Annotated in this window: 18 protein-coding genes; 11 read left to right on the forward strand and 7 right to left on the reverse strand. The window is 71.2% G+C overall.

Going from position 1 to position 22,531, the window contains the following annotated elements:
- The first annotated feature begins 23 nt into the window (after positions 1-23).
- The 6 genes from RBR11_RS17395 to RBR11_RS17420 all read left to right on the forward strand — a co-directional run bounded on the left by RBR11_RS17395 (position 24) and on the right by RBR11_RS17420 (position 4,628).
- Positions 24-347 carry a PadR family transcriptional regulator gene (locus RBR11_RS17395; protein ID WP_308490642.1) on the forward strand — a complete coding sequence of 108 codons (324 nt, stop codon included), beginning with the start codon at positions 24-26 and terminating at the stop codon, positions 345-347.
- 20 nt (positions 348-367) lie between these two features.
- Entirely contained in the window at positions 368-1,324 is a 957-nt protein-coding gene (locus RBR11_RS17400) for a permease prefix domain 1-containing protein (protein WP_308490643.1), read from the forward strand.
- A gap of 22 nt (positions 1,325-1,346) precedes the next feature.
- Positions 1,347-2,258: a 1,4-dihydroxy-2-naphthoyl-CoA synthase gene (locus tag RBR11_RS17405; RefSeq protein ID WP_308490644.1), complete on the forward strand. Its 912-nt coding sequence runs from the start codon at positions 1,347-1,349 to the stop codon at positions 2,256-2,258.
- 5 nt (positions 2,259-2,263) lie between these two features.
- Entirely contained in the window at positions 2,264-3,391 is a 1,128-nt protein-coding gene (locus RBR11_RS17410; protein ID WP_308490645.1) for an AMP-binding protein, read from the forward strand.
- Positions 3,392-3,499: 108 nt separating this feature from the next.
- On the forward strand, positions 3,500-3,844 hold the full coding sequence (locus tag RBR11_RS17415; RefSeq protein ID WP_308490646.1) for a PadR family transcriptional regulator: 345 nt from the start codon (positions 3,500-3,502) through the stop codon (positions 3,842-3,844).
- A gap of 1 nt (position 3,845) precedes the next feature.
- Positions 3,846-4,628 carry a permease prefix domain 1-containing protein gene (locus RBR11_RS17420; RefSeq protein WP_308490647.1) on the forward strand — a complete coding sequence of 261 codons (783 nt, stop codon included), beginning with the start codon at positions 3,846-3,848 and terminating at the stop codon, positions 4,626-4,628.
- A gap of 21 nt (positions 4,629-4,649) precedes the next feature.
- Here RBR11_RS17420 and RBR11_RS17425 read toward each other — a convergent pair whose 3' ends face one another.
- The 4 genes from RBR11_RS17425 to RBR11_RS17440 all read right to left on the reverse strand — a co-directional run bounded on the left by RBR11_RS17425 (position 4,650) and on the right by RBR11_RS17440 (position 7,173).
- Positions 4,650-5,135 carry a hypothetical protein gene (locus RBR11_RS17425; RefSeq protein ID WP_308490648.1) on the reverse strand — a complete coding sequence of 162 codons (486 nt, stop codon included), beginning with the start codon at positions 5,133-5,135 and terminating at the stop codon, positions 4,650-4,652.
- Entirely contained in the window at positions 5,132-5,620 is a 489-nt protein-coding gene (locus RBR11_RS17430; RefSeq protein ID WP_308490649.1) for a SprT-like domain-containing protein, read from the reverse strand. Before RBR11_RS17430 ends, RBR11_RS17425 begins: the two co-directional genes overlap by 4 nt.
- Before the next feature lie 29 nt (positions 5,621-5,649).
- A complete protein-coding gene (locus RBR11_RS17435; protein WP_308490650.1) occupies positions 5,650-6,177 on the reverse strand; it encodes a hypothetical protein in 528 nt (175 codons plus the stop codon).
- A gap of 129 nt (positions 6,178-6,306) precedes the next feature.
- A complete protein-coding gene (locus RBR11_RS17440) occupies positions 6,307-7,173 on the reverse strand; it encodes a spermidine synthase (protein ID WP_308490651.1) in 867 nt (288 codons plus the stop codon).
- 138 nt (positions 7,174-7,311) lie between these two features.
- On the opposite strand from RBR11_RS17440, the gene RBR11_RS17445 reads away from it, so the two are divergent.
- The 4 genes from RBR11_RS17445 (at position 7,312) to rpoC (ending at position 17,433) form a co-directional block, all read left to right on the forward strand.
- Positions 7,312-8,799, forward strand: coding sequence for a glycoside hydrolase family 3 protein (locus RBR11_RS17445; RefSeq protein ID WP_308490652.1), 1,488 nt, complete (start codon positions 7,312-7,314; stop codon positions 8,797-8,799).
- 56 nt (positions 8,800-8,855) lie between these two features.
- Positions 8,856-9,713 carry a MurR/RpiR family transcriptional regulator gene (locus RBR11_RS17450; RefSeq protein ID WP_308490653.1) on the forward strand — a complete coding sequence of 286 codons (858 nt, stop codon included), beginning with the start codon at positions 8,856-8,858 and terminating at the stop codon, positions 9,711-9,713.
- 255 nt (positions 9,714-9,968) lie between these two features.
- Positions 9,969-13,469, forward strand: a complete 3,501-nt coding sequence (gene rpoB / locus RBR11_RS17455; RefSeq protein WP_308490654.1) for a DNA-directed RNA polymerase subunit beta — start codon at positions 9,969-9,971, stop codon at positions 13,467-13,469.
- 88 nt (positions 13,470-13,557) lie between these two features.
- Positions 13,558-17,433, forward strand: a complete 3,876-nt coding sequence (gene rpoC / locus RBR11_RS17460) for a DNA-directed RNA polymerase subunit beta' (protein WP_308490655.1) — start codon at positions 13,558-13,560, stop codon at positions 17,431-17,433.
- Between the two features lie 322 nt (positions 17,434-17,755).
- Here rpoC and RBR11_RS17465 read toward each other — a convergent pair whose 3' ends face one another.
- On the reverse strand, positions 17,756-18,382 hold the full coding sequence (locus tag RBR11_RS17465; protein WP_308490656.1) for a hypothetical protein: 627 nt from the start codon (positions 18,380-18,382) through the stop codon (positions 17,756-17,758).
- A gap of 80 nt (positions 18,383-18,462) precedes the next feature.
- On the opposite strand from RBR11_RS17465, the gene RBR11_RS17470 reads away from it, so the two are divergent.
- On the forward strand, positions 18,463-19,185 hold the full coding sequence (locus RBR11_RS17470) for a hypothetical protein (RefSeq protein WP_308490657.1): 723 nt from the start codon (positions 18,463-18,465) through the stop codon (positions 19,183-19,185).
- Positions 19,186-19,272: 87 nt separating this feature from the next.
- On the opposite strand, the gene RBR11_RS17475 is transcribed toward RBR11_RS17470, so the two are convergent.
- The gene (locus tag RBR11_RS17475; RefSeq protein ID WP_308490658.1) at positions 19,273-20,700 is read right to left on the reverse strand and encodes a rhamnulokinase; all 1,428 of its coding nucleotides are present in this window, start codon (positions 20,698-20,700) and stop codon (positions 19,273-19,275) included.
- 31 nt (positions 20,701-20,731) lie between these two features.
- On the reverse strand, positions 20,732-22,531 hold a 1,800-nt coding region (locus RBR11_RS17480; protein WP_308490659.1), incomplete at its 5' end, for a bifunctional aldolase/short-chain dehydrogenase.

The raw sequence follows: 22,531 nt of genomic DNA on the forward strand, positions 1-22,531 counted from the left end.
TGTCACACAATATAGTGTTGAACATGGACGACGGGGAATTCGACGGACACCTGCAGGAGCTGCGGCGCGGCACGATCGTGCTCGCCAGCCTCCGCCTGCTGCGCGAACCGGGCTACGGTTACGGCCTGCTCGAGCAGTTGAGCGCCGCCGGGTTCCCCACCGACGCGAACACGCTGTACCCGCTGCTGCGCCGCCTCGAGAAGCAGGGGTGCCTCGTGAGCGAGTGGAACACCGACGAGGCCCGGCCGCGCAAGTTCTACCGCACCTCCGAGGCCGGGATCCGCCTGGCCGACACCCTCCTCCGCGACGCGCTGGCGATCGCCGAGGCCGCGAAGAAGCTTCCCTGACACTCCGAAGGAGCACCCTCATGGACACGAACCTCTCCCTCTCCGAGCGCTACGTCACCGCGGTCGCCCGCTCCGTCCCCGCCGCCGACCGCGACGAGATCTCCGCCGAGCTGCGTGCCTCGATCGCCGACCAGCTCGACGGCCGGGTCGAGGCCGGCCAGGCGCCGGAGGCCGCCGAGTACGCCGTCGTCGCCGAGCTCGGCGATCCGATCGCCTACGCCGCATCGCTCTCCGGCCGCCCGCTGCTGCTCATCGGCCCGCGCTACTACACCGCCTGGCTGCGGCTGCTGCGCCTGCTGCTGCTCATGGTCGTGCCCACCGCCACGCTCGCCACCGGGCTCGTCCACGCGATCGGCGGCGGCGACACCGGCGCCGTGATCGGCGCGATGATCCCGGTGCTCATCACCTCGACCGTGCACGTCGGGTTCTGGACCACGCTCGCGTTCGCCGCGCTCGAGCGCGCAGGGAAGGTCGGCGACATCGGGCTGGACTGGACGCCCGACAAGCTCCCGCGCCGCGCGATCCCGACCGCCCGGCTCGCCGACTTCGCCGGCACGGCCGTCCTGTTCGCGATCCTGATCGGATCCGTCGTCTGGGATCGCACGATCGGCTGGGGGCAGGATCACGTGCGCCTGCTGTCGGCCGATCTCTGGCCCGGCACGATGATCGTCTGGTTCGCGCTGCTCGCTCTCGGTCTCGCCGTCGAGGTGACCGTCGTCGTGCGCGGACGGTGGAACGTCCCGCTGGCGCTCGCGAACACGGCGATCGCGCTCGTCGCGCTGATCGGCGCGATCGCGCTGGTCTGGCAGGACCGCGTGCTCGACCACGACCTGATGGCGCACATGCGGGCGGCGAGCACGCCGACCACCGACGTCGTGCAGATCGTGAACATCGTGCTGACGGTCGTGCTCGCCGGGATCCTCGTCGGCCTCGTCATGGACCTGTCCCGCAAGCTCGGCCTCGCCCGCGCGGTGTGACCGGGCGGAATAGGCTGGATCCGTGACCGAGTCCCACGTCTCCGACCTGTTCGACCCCGCGGAATGGGTGCTCGCGCCCGGCGCGGACGCGTACACCGACATCACCGCGCACGTCTCGAACGACGGGCGGATCGCGCGGATCGCGTTCGACCGCCCGGAGGTGCGCAACGCGTTCCGCCCGCACACCGTCGACGAGCTCTACCGCGCGCTGGACATCGCCCGGATGGATCCGCGGATCGGCGTCGTGCTGCTCACCGGCAACGGCCCGAGCCCCAAGGACGGCGGCTGGGCGTTCTGCTCCGGCGGCGACCAGCGCATCCGCGGCCGCGACGGGTACAAGTACTCGGACGACGAGACCGCCGTGCACGACCCGGCCCGCGCCGGCCGGCTGCACATCCTCGAGGTGCAGCGGCTCATCCGGTTCATGCCGAAGGTCGTCATCGCGGTGGTCCCGGGCTGGGCGGCCGGCGGCGGGCACTCCCTGCACGTGATCTGCGACCTCACGATCGCCTCCGCCGAGCACGGCCGGTTCAAGCAGACCGACGCCGACGTGGGCTCCTTCGACGCCGGCTACGGATCCGCGTACATGGCGCGGCAGACCGGGCAGAAGTTCGCCCGCGAGGTGTTCTTCCTCGCCGAGGAGTACTCCGCCGAGCGTGCGATGCAGGCCGGCGCGGTGAACCGGGTCGTGCCGCACGCGTCTCTGGAGAAGGAGGCGATCGCGATGGCGCGGACGGTCCTGACCAAGTCGCCGACCGCGATCCGGATGCTGAAGTTCGCGTTCAACGCCGTCGACGACGGGCTCGTCGGCCAGCAGGTGTTCGCCGGCGAGGCCACCCGCCTCGCCTACGGCGGCGACGAGGCCGTCGAGGGCCGCGACTCGTTCCTGGAGAAGCGCGAGCCCGACTGGTCGCCGTACCCCTGGCACTTCTGAGCGGCATGCGCGCCCTCGCCACGGTCGACCCCGCGGATCCGGTCGCGTTCCGCGCGGCGGTCGAGCGCGCGCTGGACGGGGCGGATCCGCTCGCGCTCGGCTTCGAGCCCGGTGCGCAGGACCGGGTGCCCGACGGGACCGCCGTGGTCATCGCGACGTCCGGCTCGACCGGGGTGCCCAAGCGCGTCGTGCTGAGCGCCGCGGCCCTGCGGGCGTCGGCGGCGGCGACGGCGGAGCGGATCGGATCCGGGTCGTGGCTGCTCGCCCTGCCCGCCGGGTACGTCGCGGGTCTGCAGGTCGTGGTGCGCTCGGTGCTCGCCGCCACGACGCCCGCGGTGCTGCGGGGGAGCTTCCGGCCCGAGGCGTTCGCGGAGCTCGCGGCGGCCCTGCCCGCCGACGGCGCCCGGCTGACCTCGCTCGTGCCGGCGCAGCTGCTCGCACTCGTCGAGCGGGCTGAGCAGGATCGGGCGGTGCGTGACGCCCTGGGGGTGTTCGACGCACTGCTCATCGGCGGGCAGGCGCTGCCCGTGCCGCTGCGGGAGCGCGCGGCGGCGCTCGGCGCGCGCGTCGTGCGCACGTACGGCTCGAGCGAGACCGCCGGCGGCTGCGTCTACGACGGCGTGCCGCTCGCCGGGGTTCGTGCGTCGACGGACGAGGCGGGCGAGCTGCGGATCGGCGGACCGACCCTCGCGGACGGCTACCTCGGCGACGAGGCGCTCACCGCGGACCGGTTCGTGGCGGACGACGGCGGGCGCTGGTACCGCACCGGGGATCTCGGCGAGGTCGTGGACGGCGTGGTGCGGGTGACCGGCCGGGCCGACAACGTGATCGTGTCCGGCGGGGTCAACGTCTCCCTGGACCGGGTCGAGCGGGCGGTGCGATCCGTCCCGGGGCTCGAGGGCGCGGTCGTCGTCCCGGTCCCGGACGAGCGCTGGGGCCAGGGATCCGCGATCGTCGCACCGGCGGCGGGGATCGCCGAGTCCGCGCTGCTCGCCGCGGCCCGTGAGCAGGTGACGGGGGAGGTCGGTGCGCCGGCCCGCCCCGGCCGGATCCTCCTCGTCGACGCGCTGCCGATGCTGTCCTCCGGCAAGCCGGACCGCCGGGCGATCGCGGAGCTCGCGGATCCCCGCTGAACGCCGCACCGGAAACAGGATGCGGGGGCGGGACGAGGTCGGGCCCGCTGGGTGAACTCACAGCAACTCAGACTGTCTATGCATCGACAGTCTAGGTAAAGTCGACGCATGGCAGATGACCGACTCCGAGGCAACCTCGAGATGCTGATCCTGGCGACCCTGGCGCGCGGATCCGCCCACGGCTACGCGCTCGCCGAGGCGCTGCGCACCGCCAGCCGCGGCGAGTTCGATGTGCCGGAGGGCTCGCTGTATCCGGCGCTGCACCGTCTCGAACGGGCCGGCGCCATCACCAGCGAATGGGTGCACGACGGGCGCCGCCGCCGCGTCTACGCGATCACCGCGGCGGGCGCGACGCAGCTGCAGCACGAGCGCAGTGCCTGGCAGCGGTTCGCCGACGGCGTCGCGAGCACGCTCGCCGCGCCCGCGATCCGCCCGGCCGTGCAGGGGGTGTGACATGACCGATGCGATCGATCGTTACCTGGAGCAGCTCGCCGACCGGCTGGGCGCGGGCCAGGACACCTGGCGCCTGCTCGCCGAGACCGACGGGCACCTGCGCGACGCTCAGGCCGCACTGCAGGAGAAGGGCATGACCAAGGACGAGGCGGCGGAGACCGCCGTGCAGCGCTTCGGGGATCCGGCGACCGTCGCCCGGGCGCGCTCGCCGCGGCGCCGGGTCCTGGGCCTGTTCAGCGGACTGTGGCTCGTGGTGGCCCTGGGCTTCGTCGTGGTCGGGGTGAGCGGACTCGTGTCCTGGGCGATGGAGGCCATCGCCGGTCCCGCGTTCCTCGCCGGCGACACGAACGGCGTGACCTACACCGCCGCGCGCTGCGGCGACTTCCTCGGCTTCTTCCCGCAGGCGGGCAGCTGCGCGGCCGCCGCGGCGATGCACCACTCCGACGAGATCGTGTCGGAGCGGCTCGCCGCCGGCGTCCTCGGGCTCCTCCTGCTGCTCGGGTGGCTGCTCGTGCGCAGGATCCGCGGCGCGCGCCCGATCGCCCGCGAGGACCGGCGGATGCTGCTCATCGCGAGCGCGGTCGCCTACCTCGGCGTCGGTCTCGTCGGTTTCGGCTCCGGAGCGCTCTCGGTGCTCCTCGACATCGTGCGGGGCCTGGCCATCGCCGGCGTCGGCGTACGGCTCAGCGACGGCGCGATCGCGCTGCTCGCCGGCGTCGTCGCGATCATCCTGCTCGCGCGCTTCCTCCGGCGCGGCGTGGCGGCGTCGGCGGGCATGGCCTGAGCGGCATACCCGCCGACGGCCTCAGCTCCAGCGCCGGGCGAGTCGGCGGATCCGCCATCCCCGCCATTGCCACGTCGCCCACAGCGCCGGCCAGAGCGCGAGCAGCGAGGGCAGGGTCGTGATCGGTCCGCCGAACACGAGCCGGTCGCGCCAGAGCGTGCCGCCGCCGGGCAGGGCGGACACGGCCATGCGGTGGTCCCAGACGTCGAGGACCGACATCGGACCGGTCAGCGGGATGCCGCTGTCGCGCAGGATCCGCACGGGCCGGCCGTCGTGCTCGCGCACCTCGTCGTAGGCGCCGATGAGCTGGGTGCCGAGGGTGATCCGGCCGAACAGCCGCAGCCGGACCGCGGCGTTCAGCCCGGTCTCGTGGCTGTCCAGAGGCTCGAGCGCGATGATCGGGCCGTACAGGGCCGCGAGCACGGCAGGGGAGTGCAGCGCGGCCCAGGCGGCGTCGGGCTCGGCCCGGATCTGGAACTTCAGCTGGACGTGCAGGAGGACGGTCATCGCGGCGCCACCGCCGCTCGCCGGTCGGCCGCGGTGATCTCGCGACGGGTCCAGATCAGGGCGAAGCGCTCGTCGTAGCGGCGCGAGCAGCGCGCGCACGACGAGGCGCGCACGGGCCGCCGGTGCCGGTAGGTCACGTGCCCGGACGGGCACCGGCCCACCCACGGCGCGAGCTCGGTCGCGGTCTCGCCGTGATGCGTGGTGCCGCCGATGTAGCCGAGGGTGCGCGCGGTCCGCTTCCACGACGCCCCGTGCGCGGCCTCATGCCCGGCCAGGGCGTGCGCGACCTCGTGCAGCAGCACCTGGTGGATCTCGTCGTCGTCGAACCGCGCCGCGAGATAGCGGGAGACCGTGATCCGCTTGTCGCGGTAGTTGCAGGCGCCCGCGCGGCGCTTGGCGTTGTCGAAGCCGAACGACCACGACGGATCCAGATGCATGCCGATCAGCGCCTCGCCCCAGATCCGCACCCGCTCCAATTCGGCCATGGTTCCACGGTAGCGGTGGCCGGCGACGTTCAGCCGTTGACGGCCACGGGGTCGCGGTGGCGCTCGACGGTCTCGATCGCGAGCAGTGCCGCCTCGAGCGCGGAGTCGTCCGCCCCGGCCTCGCGGCGCAGGAAAAGGGTGCGCTTGAAGCTCTCCCTGGCCTGCTCGTAGTCGCCCGCCTCGAACGCGTTGCGGCCGCGGTGCTGATGCGCGAAGGCGGCGATCGGCACCCAGCCCTGCCCCTCGGCCTCGGCGACGCACGTGGAGAGCTCGTGATCGGCGGCGCCGTACGCGCCGCGGTACTGCAGCACGGTCGCGTGCAGCACCCGGGCGCGAATGAGGTCCTTGCGGGTGCCCGCCATCCGGGCCTGGCGCACGGCCTCGTCGGCGAGCACGAGCGCCTCGTCGAGGTCGCCGAGCACCTTCTGCAGCCACACCCGCTCGAGCATCGACGGCAGGCTGCGCTGGTCGGAGATCTGCGCGAGACGACCCTCGCACTCGGCGGGGTCCACGAGTTCGCGCAGAGAGTTCGGGTCGTATCCCTTGATGAAGCCCACGCGACCGTCCTCCCGTTCCGCGTTCCGTGTCGAACCAGTCTGCCCTCCGTATACCGGCATTCCCGAAGGGCGGCGGGCGTGCCGCCGAACTGCCCGCGCAGAAAGGCGCAGGCACCCGGCGACCGGGGCTCAGCGCAGGAAGATCCCCGCGTCGGGCCGCGGCGAGGCGACGGCGGTCGCGTCGGTGACGATCGCGGCGTCCTTCGCGAAGGCCGCGACCTCGGCGCCGTGCGCGAGTTTGGCGGGGTGCGGGCCGGCGGCGAGGATCCGCGGCAGCGCGTCCGCGGGCAGCGGCGCCTTCGACGCGGCGAGCACGAGGTTGCCGAACCGGCGGCCCTTGAGGATCTGCGCGTCGGCGAGGATGGCGACCTCCGGCAGGACCGCGCCGATCGTCGCGACCTGGCGCCGGGCGAAGGCGAGGCCGGGGCCGTCAGCGACGTTCACGAGCAGCACCCCGGCCGGGGCGAGGAGCGCGGCGAGCTCGCCGTAGAACTCGACGCTGGTGAGGTGCGCAGGGGTCTGCGCGCCCGAGTAGACGTCGGCGACGACGAGGTCGGCGTTCCCGGTGAGGGCCGGGGGCAGGCGCCGGACGCCCTCGCGCGCATCGCCGACCCGGATCCGGATCGCGGCGCCGCGGGGCAGCGGCAGGTGTTCGCGGACGAGGTCGACGAGCGGCGCCTCCAGCTCGATCACCTGCTGCCGGGAGCCCGGCCGGGTGGCGGCGATGTAGCGGGGGATCGTCATCGCGCCCGCGCCCAGATGCACGGCGGTGATCGCCTCACCGGGGGAGCGGAGCTGGTCGATGAGTGCGCCCATCCGCACGATGTACTCGAAGTGCAGATGGGTGGGATCGGCGAGATCGACGTGCGACTGCGGGGTCTCGTCGATGAGGAGCTCGAATCCGCCGCCGAACTCCGCGGGGACCACCCGTGCGATCCCGCCGGATCCGAGCCGGACCGACGGGGGAACGGAATCCTTCACGCGCGATCGCCCCATGGATCCGAGCCTAGGCCGGAACAGAAGTTTCACGGAACGATCACGGGCGTGGAAGCGACTTGCAATCCGCTCCCCGACGGACGACACTGCTGGCCAGGCGCGACGGCGGACGCGCGCCCCGATCGAGGAGGACCTGCGGTGACGGTCGACGTCGAACGACTCGCGAACGGCGTGCTCTGGCCCGGATTCCTCGGCACGGAGCCGCCCGCCTGGCTCGACCGCGAACTGCGGGCGGGGCTCGCCGGCGTCGTGTACTTCGCGCAGAACATCGGGCCGCACCCGCCGGCCCTGAGCGCCGCGATCCGCACGGCGAACCCCCGGGCGCTGATCGGCGTCGACGAGGAGGGCGGCAGCGTCACCCGGCTCGAGGCCGCGACCGGATCCACGGCCCCCGGCGCCGCGCAGCTCGGCGCGGTCGACGACGTCGCCGCCACCCGGGGGACGGGGGCCGAGCTCGGGCGTCGGGTCCGCGCCGCCGGGGCCGACGTCCTGCTCGGACCGGTCGCCGATGTGAACACGGATCCGCGCAACCCGGTCATCGGCGTGCGCGCGTTCGGCGCCGATGCCGATCTCGTCTCCCGGCACACGGCGGCCGAGGTCGAGGGGATCCAGTCCGCCGGCGTCGCCGCGTGCGTGAAGCACTTCCCGGGTCACGGCGACACGCACGTCGACTCGCACCACGGCCTGCCGCGGGTCGAGCTCGATCCGTCCGAGATCGACCGGGTGCATCTCGCGCCGTTCCGCGCCGCGATCGCCGCCGGCGTGCTCTCGGTGATGACCGCGCACATCGTCGTCCCGGCGTGGGGCACCGAGCCCGCCACGCTGAACCCGCGCGTGCTCGGCCTGCTGCGGGCGGAGGGCTTCGACGGCGTCATCGTGACGGACGCGCTGGACATGGCGGCGATCCGGGAATCGGTGGGGATCGGCGGCGGCGCGGTGCGCGCGCTCGCCGCGGGCGCCGACCTGCTCTGCATCGGCAACCCGACGAACCCGGGCGACGCCGCGGCCGCGGATCAGGACGAGCAGGACTTCCGTGCCGCGCGGGACGCGATCGTCGCGGCGCTGCAGGACGGCACGCTCGCCGTGGACCGCGTCGCCGAGGCCGGCGCGCGCGTCGCCCGGCTCGCCGGGATCCTCGCTGCCGCCCGCTCCGAACCGCTTCCGGCGCCGGCCGGGTACGACGCCGCGGCGATCGTGCGCCGCTCGCTCGGGGTGCACGGCGACCTCGGCGCCCCGGCACGAGGCCTGGTCGTGCTGGACGCCCGCCGCCGGGCCACGCTCGCGGTGGACAGCGCCGGGGCCTACGTCGTCGACGCCCTCGCCGGGGACGGGTGGTCGCGGCGCGTCGACACCACCCGCGTCTCGGCCCAGGAGGCCGCGGCCCTCATCGCCGCCGCCGGTGCCGCCGCCGCGGAGAGCGGATCCCGGATCGTCGTGCTCGTGGACCGTCTCGACACCGACGGCACCCAGCGCGCGTTCGTCGACGCGGTCGCCGCCGTCGAGCCCGGCGCGGTCGTCGTCAACGCCGGCCTCGATGCGGGATCGGCTACGCTTCCGGTCGTCGAGGTGCGCGCGAGCAGCCGGATCGGCGCCGAGGCCGCGCGCGAGCTGCTGGCGGGCGGCTGAGCGGACGGCGTCGCGAACCGGAGACGAGCAGGGCTGCGAACGGCAGGAGGAGAACCGTGGATGTGGACGTCGTCGAGGCGGTGCGCGCCGCGCTGCCCGGACTGCGGGCGGCCGAGGCGCGCGTGGCCGAACGGGTCATCGCGGATCCGACCCTCGTCGTCGACCTGACCATCTCCGACCTCGCGCGACTGTGCGACACGTCGCTCGCGACGGTCGCCCGATTCGCCCAGGCGGTCGGTTTCAGCGGCTACCGGGAGCTGCGGGTCGCGTTCGCCGGATCCGTCGCGCGGGCGCAGGCCGAGCGGGTGCGCTTCGGCCTCGACGACTCCCTGATCGACCTCGCCGACCCGCTCGACCAGGTGGCGGCGAAGATCGCGGCCCGGGAGGTCGGCGCGATCGAGCAGACCGTCGCCGCGCTCGATCTCGCCGCGCTCGACCGGGTCGCGGAGGCGATCGTGAAGGCCGGCACCGTGCAGCTGTTCGGGCATGCGGCGTCCTCCCTCACGGCGCAGGACCTGCGGCTCAAGCTCGCCCGGATCGGCATCGTCGCCGTGCACTCCGGCGACCCGCACATCGCACTGCCCGCCGCGGCGCTGCTGCACGAGGGCGACGTCGCGATCGCGATCTCGCACGACGGCGACACCGCCGAGACGATCCGCTGCGCCGAGGTCGCCCGCGGCGCCGGGGCGCTCGCGGTCGCCGTGACCAACGCGCACGGATCGCCGCTCAGCCGCGTCGTCGACGTCGTGCTGGAGACCCGGGCGAAGGAGTCGCCGCTGCGGCTCGCGGCCATGTCGTCGCGGATCGCCCAGCTCGCGCTGCTCGACGTGCTGTTCGTGCGTGTCGTGCAGCACCGCGGCGGCACCGTGACCGAGCCGATCCGGGCCACCCGCCGCGCGGTCACCGGGGGCTGAGCACGCTCACCTCACCGCGCGGGATATACCCCACCCGGGGCAGAAGGTCAAGAATCGTACTGGACATGTCGCGCAATCGGTCCTATAGTTGACATTTGCGCCTCGCTCCATCCTGCCCTCATATGGTGGTCGGCAGACTCCGTACGTCCTCGCTCCTCTCACAGAGCGCCTTCGGCGTGCGGCCGCGAGACGCGGCGCACTCCACCTGACGACGAGGAATCGAGACGCCCTTCGGGGCTCACGGAGGTTATTCCCTTGGCTGCTGCTCGCAACGCATCCACTCCCACCACCACCAAGAACGGACGCGGCCACTCCCGCCTCTCGTTCGCCAAGATCTCCGACACGCTGACGGTCCCCGACCTTCTCGCCCTGCAGACCGAGTCCTTCGACTGGCTCGTGGGCAACGAGGCGTGGCGCAAGCGCGTCGCGGAGGCCGAGAAGGCCGGACGCAAGGACGTCGCCGCCACCAGCGGCCTCGAGGAGATCTTCGAGGAGATCTCCCCGATCGAGGACCTGAGCGAGACCATGCAGCTCTCGTTCACGAACCCGTACCTCGAGCCGGAGAAGTACTCCATCGAGGAGTGCAAGGAGCGCGGCAAGACGTACGCCGCGCCGCTCTACGTCGAGGCCGAGTTCATGAACCACCAGACCGGTGAGATCAAGACGCAGACGGTCTTCATGGGCGACTTCCCGCTGCAGACCGCCAAGGGCACGTTCATCATCAACGGCACCGAGCGCGTCGTCGTCTCGCAGCTGGTCCGCTCCCCGGGCGTCTACTTCGACAAGACCGCCGACAAGACCAGTGACAAGGACATCGTCTCCGCACGCGTCATCCCGTCCCGCGGCGCCTGGCTCGAGTTCGAGATCGACAAGCGCGACCAGGTCGGCGTGCGCATCGACCGCAAGCGCAAGCAGTCCGTCACCGTCTTCCTCAAGGCCCTCGGCCTGACCAGCGAGGAGATCCTCGCCGAGTTCGCCGGCTTCGCCTCCATCGAGGAGACCCTCGCGAAGGACACGATCCTCACCAAGGAGGACGCGCTCCGCGACATCTACCGCAAGCTCCGTCCGGGCGAGCAGGTCGCCGCCGAGGCCGCCCGCGCGCTGCTGGACAACTTCTACTTCAACGCCAAGCGCTACGACCTGGCCAAGGTGGGTCGCTACAAGATCAACCAGAAGCTCGGCCTCGACCTGCCGCTGGACGAGTCCGTCCTCACGGTCAAGGACATCGTCGAGACGATCAAGTACCTGGTGCGCATCCACGCCGGCGTCGAGACCTTCGAGGGGATCCGCGGCGGCAAGAACACCGAGATCCGCCTCGCGACCGACGACATCGACAACTTCGGCAACCGTCGCATCCGCGCCGTCGGCGAGCTCATCCAGAACCAGGTCCGCACCGGCCTGTCCCGCATGGAGCGCGTCGTCCGCGAGCGCATGACCACGCAGGACATCGAGGCGATCACCCCGCAGACCCTGATCAACGTGCGCCCCGTCGTCGCCGCGATCAAGGAGTTCTTCGGCACCTCGCAGCTGTCGCAGTTCATGGACCAGAACAACCCGCTCGCGGGTCTGACCCACAAGCGCCGCCTCTCGGCCCTCGGCCCCGGTGGTCTGAGCCGCGACCGCGCCGGCGTCGAGGTCCGCGACGTGCACCCCTCGCACTACGGCCGCATGTGCCCGATCGAGACCCCGGAAGGCCCGAACATCGGCCTGATCGGCTCGCTCGCCACGTTCGCGCGGATCAACTCCTTCGGCTTCATCGAGACCCCGTACCGCAAGGTCGAGGGTGGCCGGGTCACCGAGCACATCGACTACCTGACCGCCGCCGAGGAGGTCGACTTCAACATCGCGCAGGCGAACGCTCCGCTCGACAAGGACGGCCGCTTCACCGAGGCGCACGTCCTGGCGCGCCCCAAGGGCGGATCCGGCGAGGTCGACATGTTCGTCCCCGAGGAGATCGGCTACATCGACGTCTCCCCGCGCCAGATGGTGTCGGTCGCGACCTCGCTCGTGCCGTTCCTCGAGCACGACGACGCGCAGCGCGCGCTCATGGGCGCCAACATGCAGCGTCAGGCCGTTCCGCTGCTCCGCTCCGAGTCGCCGTACGTCGGCACCGGTATGGAGGGCTACGCCGCGATCGACGCCGGTGACGTGATCACCGCGACGAAGGCCGGCGTGGTCTCCGAGGTCTCCGCCGACCGCGTGGTCGTCATGCTCGACGAGGGCGGCACGCAGGAGTACTACCTGCGCAAGTTCGACCGCTCGAACCACGGCACGTCCTACAACCAGAAGGTCGTCGTCTCGGCCGGTGAGCGCGTCGAGGTCGGCGAGGTCATCGCGGACGGCCCCGCCACCGAGAACGGCGAGCTCGCACTCGGCAAGAACCTTCTCGTCGCCTTCATGACGTGGGAGGGTCACAACTTCGAGGACGCGATCATCCTCAGCCAGGACCTGGTGAAGGACGACACCCTCTCCTCGATCCACATCGAGGAGTACGAGGTCGACTCGCGCGACACGAAGCTCGGCAAGGAGGAGATCACCCGTGACCTCCCCAACGTCAGCCCGGAGCTCCTGAAGGACCTGGACGAGCGCGGCATCATCCGCATCGGCGCCGAGGTCCGCCCCGGCGACATCCTCGTCGGCAAGGTCACCCCGAAGGGCGAGACCGAGCTGAGCGCCGAGGAGCGTCTGCTCCGCGCGATCTTCAACGAGAAGAGCCGCGAGGTCCGCGACACCTCCCTGAAGGTGCCGCACGGCGAGCAGGGCACCGTCATCGCGGTCAAGGAGTTCAACGCCGAGGACGGCGACGACGAGCTCGGCTCGGGCGTCAACCGCCGCGTCGTGGTCTTCATCGCCCAGAAGCGCAAGATCACCGAGGGCGACAAGCTCGCCGGCCGCCACGGCAACAAGGGTGTCATCGCGAAGATCCTGCCCGTCGAGGACATGCCGTTCCTCGCCGACGGCACCCCGGTCGACGTGATCCTGAACCCGCTCGGCATCCCGGGTCGAATGAACTTCGGCCAGGTCCTGGAGACCCACCTCGGGTGGATCGCCGCGCAGGGCTGGAAGGTCGAGGGCAACCCGGAGTGGGCCGCGCGCCTGCCCCAGGAGGCGTTCGACGTCGCCCCGGGCACCAAGGTCGCGACCCCGGTGTTCGACGGCGCCAGCGAGGAGGAGATCTCAGGGCTCCTCGACTCGACGCTGCCGACCCGTGACGGCGTGCGCCTGATCGACTCGTCCGGCAAGACGACCCTGTTCGACGGCCGCTCCGGCGAGCCGTTCCCGGGCCAGATCTCCGTGGGCTACATGTACATCCTGAAGCTCCACCACCTCGTCGACGACAAGATCCACGCGCGCTCGACGGGCCCCTACTCGATGATCACCCAGCAGCCGCTCGGCGGTAAGGCCCAGTTCGGTGGCCAGCGCTTCGGTGAGATGGAGGTGTGGGCGCTCGAGGCCTACGGCGCCGCGTACGCGCTGCAGGAGCTCCTCACGATCAAGTCCGACGACATCCTCGGCCGCGTCAAGGTGTACGAGGCGATCGTCAAGGGCGAGAACATCCAGGAGCCGGGCATCCCGGAGTCGTTCAAGGTGCTCATGAAGGAGATGCAGTCGCTCTGCCTGAACGTCGAGGTCCTCTCGGCCGACGGCACCGCGGTCAACCTCCGCGACACCGACGACGAGGCCTTCCGCGCCGCCGAGGAGCTGGGGATCAACATCTCCAGCCGCTTCGAGTCCGCGTCCATCGACGAGATCTGACCCTTCGACAGGCTCAGGGACCCGCGCGGTTGCTGAGCCTGTCGAAGCACCGATTTTTTCTTAAAAGAATTTCGACACAGGAGAACTAGTGCTCGACGCAACAACGTTCGATGAGCTTCGCATCGGCCTCGCGACCGCCGACGACATCCGCAAGTGGTCCTACGGTGAGGTCAAGAAGCCCGAGACCATCAACTACCGCACGCTGAAGCCGGAGAAGGACGGCCTCTTCGGCGAGCAGATCTTCGGCCCCTCCCGCGACTGGGAGTGCGCCTGCGGCAAGTACAAGCGCGTCCGCTTCAAGGGCATCGTCTGCGAGCGCTGCGGCGTGGAGGTCACCAAGAGCTCCGTCCGCCGTGAGCGCATGGGCCACATCGAGCTCGCCGCCCCGGTCACCCACATCTGGTACTTCAAGGGCGTGCCCTCGCGCCTCGGCTACCTGCTGGACATGGCGCCGAAGGACCTCGAGAAGGTCATCTACTTCGCCGCGTACATGGTCATCTCGGTCGACGAGGACGCGCGCCACCGCGACCTGGCGACCCAGGAGAACAACATCCGCCTCGAGCTGAAGACGCTCGGCGACCGCCGCGACGCCAAGATCGCGGAGCGCCTGGCCAAGCTGGAGGAGGAGCTCGCGGCCCTCGAGGCCGAGGGCGCCAAGGCCGACGCGAAGAAGAAGGTCAAGGACGCCGCGGAGAAGGAGATGGCTCTGCTGCGCAAGGGCGCGGACGAGGCGATCACCAAGCTCGAGCGCGTGTGGGAGGACTTCCGCACCCTCGAGGTCGGCGCCCTGCGCCCGGAGGACGACGTCTTCCACGAGCTGCAGGACCGCTTCGGCCAGTACTTCGAGGCGCACATGGGCGCCGAGGCCATCCAGCGCCGCCTCGCGGCGTTCGACCTGGCCGGCGAGTCCGAGAAGCTGCACCTGCAGATCTCGGAGGGCAAGGGCCAGCGCAAGATCCGTGCGATCAAGCGCCTCAAGGTCGTGAACTCCTTCCTGGAGACCGGCATGAGCCCGGCCGCCATGGTGCTCGACGTCGTCCCGGTGATCCCGCCGGAGCTGCGCCCGATGGTGCAGCTGGACGGTGGCCGCTTCGCGACCAGCGACCTGAACGACCTGTACCGCCGCGTGATCAACCGCAACAACCGTCTTCGTCGTCTGATCGACCTCGGCGCCCCCGAGATCATCGTCAACAACGAGAAGCGCATGCTGCAGGAGGCCGTCGACGCGCTGTTCGACAACGGCCGCCGCGGTCGTCCCGTCACGGGCACCGGCAACCGCGCCCTGAAGTCCCTCAGCGACATGCTGAAGGGAAAGCAGGGTCGCTTCCGCCAGAACCTGCTCGGCAAGCGCGTGGACTACTCGGGCCGTTCGGTCATCATCGTCGGCCCGCAGCTGAAGCTGCACCAGTGCGGTCTGCCCAAGCAGATGGCCCTGGAGCTCTTCAAGCCGTTCGTGATCAAGCGCCTGATCGACCTCGGTCACTCGCAGAACATCAAGGCCGCCAAGCGCGCCGTCGAGCGCACCCGTCCCGAGGTCTGGGACGTGCTCGAGGAGATCATCCGCGAGCGCCCGGTGCTCCTGAACCGCGCCCCCACCCTGCACCGTCTGGGCATCCAGGCCTTCGAGCCGCAGCTCGTCGAGGGCAAGGCGATCCAGCTGCACCCGCTCGTCTGCGCCGCCTTCAACGCCGACTTCGACGGCGACCAGATGGCCGTGCACCTGCCGCTGTCGGTCGAGGCCCAGGCCGAGGCCCGCGTGCTGATGCTCGCGTCGAACAACATCCTGAAGCCGTCGGACGGCCGCCCGGTGACCCTGCCCTCGCAGGACATGATCATCGGTCTGCACCACCTGACCACGGTCAAGGAGGGCGCGACCGGTGAGGGCCGTGCGTTCGGCTCCGTCGGCGAGGCGATCCTGGCGAAGGACGAGGGCACCCTCGACCTGCAGGCGAAGGTCCGCATCCGCATCCCGGGTCTGACCTTCCTCGAGGGCGAGGCCCCGGAGGGCTACGAGCGCCACGGCCTCGTGGACGCCTCGCTCGGCCAGGCGATCTTCAACGACGCGCTGCCGAAGGGCTACCCGTTCGTGCGCGAGGTCGCCGACAAGGGCAAGCTGTCGCAGATCGTCAACAAGCTCGCCGAGGAGTACCCCAAGGTCGAGACCGCCGCGTCGCTGGACCGCATCAAGGACGCCGGCTTCTACTGGGCCACGCGTTCCGGTGTGACCGTCGCGCTGAGCGACATCCTCACCCCGCCGAACAAGGCCGAGATCGTCGCCGGCTACGAGAAGCAGGCCGAGAAGGTCCAGGCCCAGTACGAGAAGGGTCTCACGACCGACGCCGAGCGTCGTCAGGAGCTCATCAAGATCTGGACCGAGGCGACCGACGAGGTCCAGGCCGCGATGAAGGCGAACTTCCCCGTCGACAACACCATCAACCGCATGGTGTCCTCGGGCGCCCGTGGTAACTGGCTGCAGATCCGCAACATCGCGGGTATGCGAGGCCTGGTGAACAACCCCAAGGGTGAGATCATCCCGCGTCCGATCATCTCCTCGTACCGCGAGGGCCTGTCGGTGGCGGAGTACTTCATCGCCACGCACGGTACCCGTAAGGGTCTCGCCGACACTGCTCTGCGTACCGCCGACTCGGGTTACCTGACCCGTCGTCTGGTGGACGTCTCGCAGGACGTCATCATCCGCGAGGACGACTGCGGTACGTCGAAGGGCCTCGAGCTCCCGATCGCCGCGCCGAACTCGGCCGGCGAGCTGGTGCGCGACGCGAACGTCGAGAACTCGGTGTTCGCCCGCACGCTCGCGTCGGACGTCGTGAACGAGGCCGGCGAGGTTCTCGCCACGGCCGGTGAGGACGTCGGCGACGTGCTCATCGACAAGCTCGTCGCGCTCGGCGTGGAGTCCATCAAGGTCCGCTCCGTGCTGACCTGCGACTCGGCCGTCGGTGTCTGCGCGCAGTGCTACGGCCGCTCGCTGGCCACCGGCAAGACGGTGGACATCGGCGAGGCCGTCGGCATCATCGCGGCCCAGTCGATCGGTGAGCCCGGTACCCAGCTGACGATGCGTACCTTCCACACCGGTGGATCCGCCTCGGCCGACGACATCACCCAGGGTCTGCCGCGCGTCCAGGAGCTCTTCGAGGCCCGCACCCCGAAGGGCGCCTCCCCGATCGCCGAGGCCGACGGCCGCATCACGATCGAGGAGACCGAGAAGAGCAAGAAGGTCATCCTCACGCCCGACAACGGCGACGAGGAAGTGGTCTACCCGGTGCTGAAGCGTGCGACGCTCCTCGTCGAGGACGGCCAGCACGTCGTCGTCGGCGAGCCGCTCCAGGTCGGAACGCTCGACCCCAAGGAGGTCATGCGCGTGCAGGGTGCCCGCGAGGTGCAGAAGTACCTCGTCGGCGGCGTGCAGGGCGTGTACCGCTCGCAGGGTGTGCCGATCCACGACAAGCACATCGAGGTCATCGTGCGCCAGATGCTGCGCAAGGTCACCGTCGTCGACCACGGCGACACGACCCTGCTGCCCGGTGAGATGGTGGACAGCCGTCGCTACCAGGACATCAACCGCGAGGCCGTCGCGTCGGGCAAGCGTCCCGCGTCCGGTCGCCCGGAGCTGATGGGTATCACCAAGGCGTCGCTCGCGACCGAGTCGTGGCTGTCGGCCGCGTCCTTCCAGGAGACGACCCGCGTGCTCACGCAGGCCGCCATGGAGGGCAAGAGCGACCCGCTGGTCGGCCTCAAGGAGAACGTCATCATCGGAAAGCTCATCCCCGCCGGGACGGGCCTGCGCCGCTACCGCGACATCACGGTGGAGGCGACCGAGGAGGCCAAGAGCGAGCGCTACCCGAACCGGATCTTCGCATCCGACGGGGCGTACGCCGACGGCGACTTCGGCTACGTCGACTTCGACGCGTTCTCGACCGACGACATCACGCCCGGCACGTACAACTGATTGAGGCGAGAGCCGAGCGAGCTTGCTCGCTCGGCCGAGCCGATTGAAGTCGCGACACAACTGAGCCTGATCGTCTGAATCGGAAGGGCCCCGGATCCTCGGATCCGGGGCCCTTCCGCGTTCCCGCTGGCAGTCGGGGTCGTTGAGCGAGGACGCCGAAGGCGACCGAGACGAAACGGAGTGCCTTCCGCCGACCGGGGTCGTTGAGCGAGGACGCCGAAGGCGACCGAGACGAAACGGCGTGCCTCCCGCTGACCGGGGTCGTTGAGCGAGGACGCCGAAGGCGACCGAGACGAAACGGCGTGCCTTCCGCCGGTGCGAGTCAGTGGAAGATGCTCGCGATGATGCTCGAGGTGTAGCCGTTCGGGGCGAGATTCGAATAGCCGGTGTCGATGAGCACGTCGTCGCGCCAGAACAGCGTGCGACCGTCGGTGATCGGATACTTCGGATCCTGCCACTGCTTCTCGCAGCGAGTGCCCTTGTCGGGGGTGTAACAGCTGAAGCCGTCGGTCTTCACGAGGCCGTTCAGCATGTCCAGCGCCTCGCCGCGGTACTTGCGGGAGATCTTCGTGGTGATGCCCGTGGCGTCGGCCTTCGGATCCGCCCAGATGCAGATCAGGGTGCCGTCGGACTGCACCCCGCTCGGTCCGTACGCGGGCGAGTTCAGCGGCGTCGAGCCGAGCTGCGCGAGCACATCGGCCGACAGGATCGCACGGCAGTCCGTGGGGAGCGCGGCGGACGTCGAGGTCGGCGACGGCGTCGGGCTCGGTCCGGGGGTCGCGGACGGGCCGGGTGGGGCACTACGGGTCGGCGTGGCGGTCGCCGAGGACGTGGGGCCGCTGTTCGTCGGCGAGGCGCTCGAGGACGGGCCGGAGAGCGGTGCGCAGGCCGCGAGAGCGCCGGCGAGGGACAGGGCGGCGAGGACGACCGCGACGCTGCGAGTCTTCATGGCGCCAGGATAGGGCCTGTCCGCGGCCTCGCGCGGGAGGTCGCGGAGTAGCCTGGGGAGACTCAGCCAGAAGGGGCCGCATGCTCGAACGCCACGTGACGATCCTCGGTGAGGCGCGCGTCGACGAGATCCGCGACCCCGGCGGCGTCCGCGAGAGCGTGACCGGCGACGCCGTCGAGCTGGCGCACGCCCTGCGCGGTCACGGGCTGCTGCTCACGGTCGTCGCCCCCGTCGCGGACGATCCCGACGGCGAGCGGATCCGGTCCGTCCTGCAGGATCGGGGGATCCGGCTCATCGCGCTGCCGGCGCCCGACGGCACGCCTCGGCGCTCGCTCGTACGCGACCGGACGGGCGTACACGCCGAGCGTCAGCGCGGCGGGGGCGGTCCCGCCGAGACTCGGCGCTCGCTGGCGGCGCAGGCCGAGGCCGACGTGATCGTCGACCTGCGGGACCGCGACATGCGCACGCTCTACGAGGAGCGCGATGACGTTCTGCACGCGCTCGGGCTCACCGCTGCGGAGGAGGAGCCGAGCGGATCCGTCGTGTCCGCGGAGACCGAGGACGCGCCCGCCGTCGCCGGCATCGCTGCAGAGAAGCCCTCACCTCTGTCGCCCGAGCACCCGGACGACGCCGCACCGGTGCCCGCGCGCGTCGGGCCGTCGCGCGTGCTGCTGCCCGGTCCGGTCGTGGCAGGCACCGTCCGGCACACCCCGGTCAGACTGCTGCCCGACCCGCCCGCTGCGCATGAGCCGGTCGCGGACTGGTTCGGCCTCGAGGTGCGGCTGGCGCGCATCGCCACCTGACGCTCGCACCCCGCGCCGGTGCGCCCACGCGGTCGGCAGGATCCACGGGGCAGCGGAGGGTTCGGCCCGCTCGTGGCGCGGGGCTGATCATTCCCGCGGCGTGTAGCGCACGGGCGGGTGCGTACGCAGGACCAGCTCTCGTAGCCGCTCGAGCGAGGCGTCCGCGCCGAAGGAACCGGCCGCCCGGGCCTGCACGAGCACGTTGCCCAGGGCCGTGGCCTCCACGGGCCCTGCCAGCACGGGCAGTCCGGAACGGTCGGCGGTCGCCTGGCAGAGGAGCCGGTTCAGGGATCCGCCGCCGATGAGGTCGATGGCGTCGACGGTCCGTCCGGCCAGCGCTGCGGCGGTTGCGACGGCGTCCGCGAAGGCCTGGGCGATCGACTCGACGATCATGCGGACGAACCCGGCACGGGTCACCGCAGGCTCGCCACCGGTGGCCCGGACCACGGCCGCGATACGCGCGGGCATGTCACCGGGTGTACTCAGCGACGGATCGTTCGCGTCGAACACAGGCACGGGGCGATCTGCGGCGGTGGCCTGGGCGACGAGCCCGGGCAGATCGATCGGTGCGCCGTCCTCGCCCTCCCAGGCGCGCAGGGTCTCGTTGAGCAGCCACAGCCCCGTGACGTTGTGCAAGAAACGGATCCGCCCGTCCACGCCGAGCTCGTGCGTGAAGCCGGCGTCGCGGGCGGCATCGGTGAGCACGGGCTCGGTGAGCTCGAGGCCGACCAGGCCCCAGGTGCCGCAGGAGATGTAAGCCGTCGCGGGGGAGGAGAGAGGCGCGGCCACGACCGCCGATGCCGTGTCGTGGGAGCCGACCGCGACGACCGGCAGCTCCGCGCCGATGCGTGCGGCGAGGGCCGGGAGCAGGCGCCCGATCGGTTCGCCGGGATCGACCAGCCGTGGCAGCAGGCGGGCGTCGATCCCGATCCGCTCCGCGAGCGCGCGATCCCACTCCCGATCGTGTACGCCGAGCAGACCCGTGGTCGAGGCGTTCGTGCGCTCGGCGACGGCGGCGCCCGTGAGGCGGTGGGCAACGAGGTCGGGCATGAGCAGCGCGGTGCGGGCCGCGGGCGCCAGGTCGTCGGCGGCGAGCTGGTACAGCGTCGTGAAGGGCAGGAACTGCAGACCGTTGCGGGCGTAGAGCTCCGCGAACCGCACCCGCGCGTGCACGCGCTCCACGCCGCGGGCGCCGCGTTCGTCGCGATAGTGGAACGGTTCCGCCAGAAGCGCGTCGTCGCGCAGCAGTCCGTAGTCGACCGCCCAGGTGTCGATGCCGATGCTCTCGATCGACGGTTCCCGGAGCACCGCCTCGGCGAGACCCGCGACGACCTGCTCCACGAGCTCCTCGAAGTCCCAGTGCAGACCGTCCGGGCGCTGTACGGGTCCGTTCGGGAACCGCGCGACCTGCTCGAGTTCGAGCACGTCCGCGCCGACGCGGCCGATCATCACGCGCCCGCTGGTGGCGCCGAGATCGACGGCGGCGAATGCGCGGGTGCGTCCCGGTGCGCTCATCGGGCCGGCCTCTGCGCGGGCCGTGCCGTCGTCATCGCTGGAAGGCGGCGGCGACGCCGGAGTCGACGGGGATGTGCAGGCCGGTGGTGCGGCTGAGTTCGGGGCCGGTGAGGACGTAGACCGCATCGGCGACGTTCTCCGGGACGACCTCGCGCTTGAGGATGGTGCGGTTCGCGTAGTACTGGCCGAGGTCTTCTTCGGCGACGCCGTAGGTCGCGGCCCGGTTGGCCCCCCAGCCGGAGGCGAAGATCCCGGATCCGCGCACGACGCCGTCGGGGTTGATGCCGTTCACGCGCACGCCGTGTTCGCCGAGTTCGACGGCGAGCAGGCGCACCTGGTGGGCCTGGTCGGCCTTGGTGGCGGAGTAGGCGATGTTGTTGGGGCCGGCGAAGACGCTGTTCTTGGAGGAGATGTAGATGATGTCTCCGCCGAGCTTCTGGTCGATGAGGATGCGTGCTGCGGCCTTGGATACGAGGAAGGATCCCTTCGCCATCACGTCGTGCTGCAGGTCCCAGTCCTTCTCCGTGGTCTCCAGGAGCGGTTTGGACAGTGACAGGCCGGCGTTGTTGACGATCAGGTCGACGCCGCCGAACGCGAGCATGGCGTCGTTCAGCGCGGCCTGCACCTGGGCGGCGTCGGCGACGTTCGCGGCCACGCCGATCGCGACGTCGGTGCCGCCGAGTTCCGCCGCCGCGGCGCGGGCCTTGTCCAGGTCCAGGTCGGCGACCACGACGCACGCCCCTTCGGCGGCGAGCCGGGTGGCGATGGCTTTGCCGATGCCGCTCGCGGCGCCCGTGACGAACGCGATCCGTCCCTGGTGGCTCGCAGGCCGCGGCATCCGCTGCAGCTTGGCTTCCTCGAGTGCCCAGTACTCGATGCGGAACTTTTCGGCGTCGGAGATCGGCGCGTAGGTCGACAGGGCCTCGGCGCCGCGCATCACGTTGATCGCGTTGACGTAGAACTCGCCCGCGACACGCGCGGTCTGCTTGTTCGCACCGTAGGAGAACATGCCGACACCGGGGACGAGCACGATGAGCGGGTCGGCGCCGCGGATTGCGGGGCTGTCGGCGGTCGCGTGCGCGTCGTAGTAGGCCTGGTAGTCGGTCCGATACGAGGAGTGCAGCTCGTGCAGGCGCGCGATCTGCTCCTCGGCGGTGGCGGTCGCGGGCAGGTCGAGGATCAGCGGCTTGACTTTGGTGCGCAGGAAATGGTCGGGGCAGGACGTGCCCAGGGCGGCGAGCGCCGGCGCCTTCGTCGACGCGAGGAAGTCGAGCACGACGTCCGCGTCGGTGAAATGGCCGACCATGGGCCTCTCGGTCGAAGCGATCCCGCGGATCGTGGCCGCGAGGGCGGCTGCGCGCTCCCGCCGCTCGGCCCCGGGGAGCGCCTCGAACCCTGCGCGGACGCCACCGAACGGGTCCGTCTTGCCGTGCTCGGCGATGTGGGCGGCGGCGGTCTCGATGATCCACAGCGAGTTCGCCTCCGCCTCCTCGGACGTGTCGCCCCACGCGGTGATCCCGTGCCCGCCCAGGATGCAGCCCACCGCGTCGGGGTTCTCCGCCTTGATCGCGGCGATGTCGAGACCCAGCTGGAACCCCGGGCGCCGCCACGGCACCCACACGACCTTGCCACCGAAGATCCGGGCCGTGAGCGCCTCGCCGTCGGCGGCGGTCGCGATCGCGATGCCACTGTCGGGGTGCAGGTGATCGACGTGTGCGGCGTCGACGAGGCCGTGCATCGCCGTGTCGATCGACGGGGCGGCCCCGCCCTTGCCGTGCAGGCAGTAGTCGAACGCGGCGACCATCTCGTCCTCGCGGTCGAGACCCGGGTA

The organism is Microbacterium capsulatum (assembly GCF_030865425.1).
GTDB classification, from domain to species: domain Bacteria; phylum Actinomycetota; class Actinomycetes; order Actinomycetales; family Microbacteriaceae; genus Microbacterium; species Microbacterium capsulatum.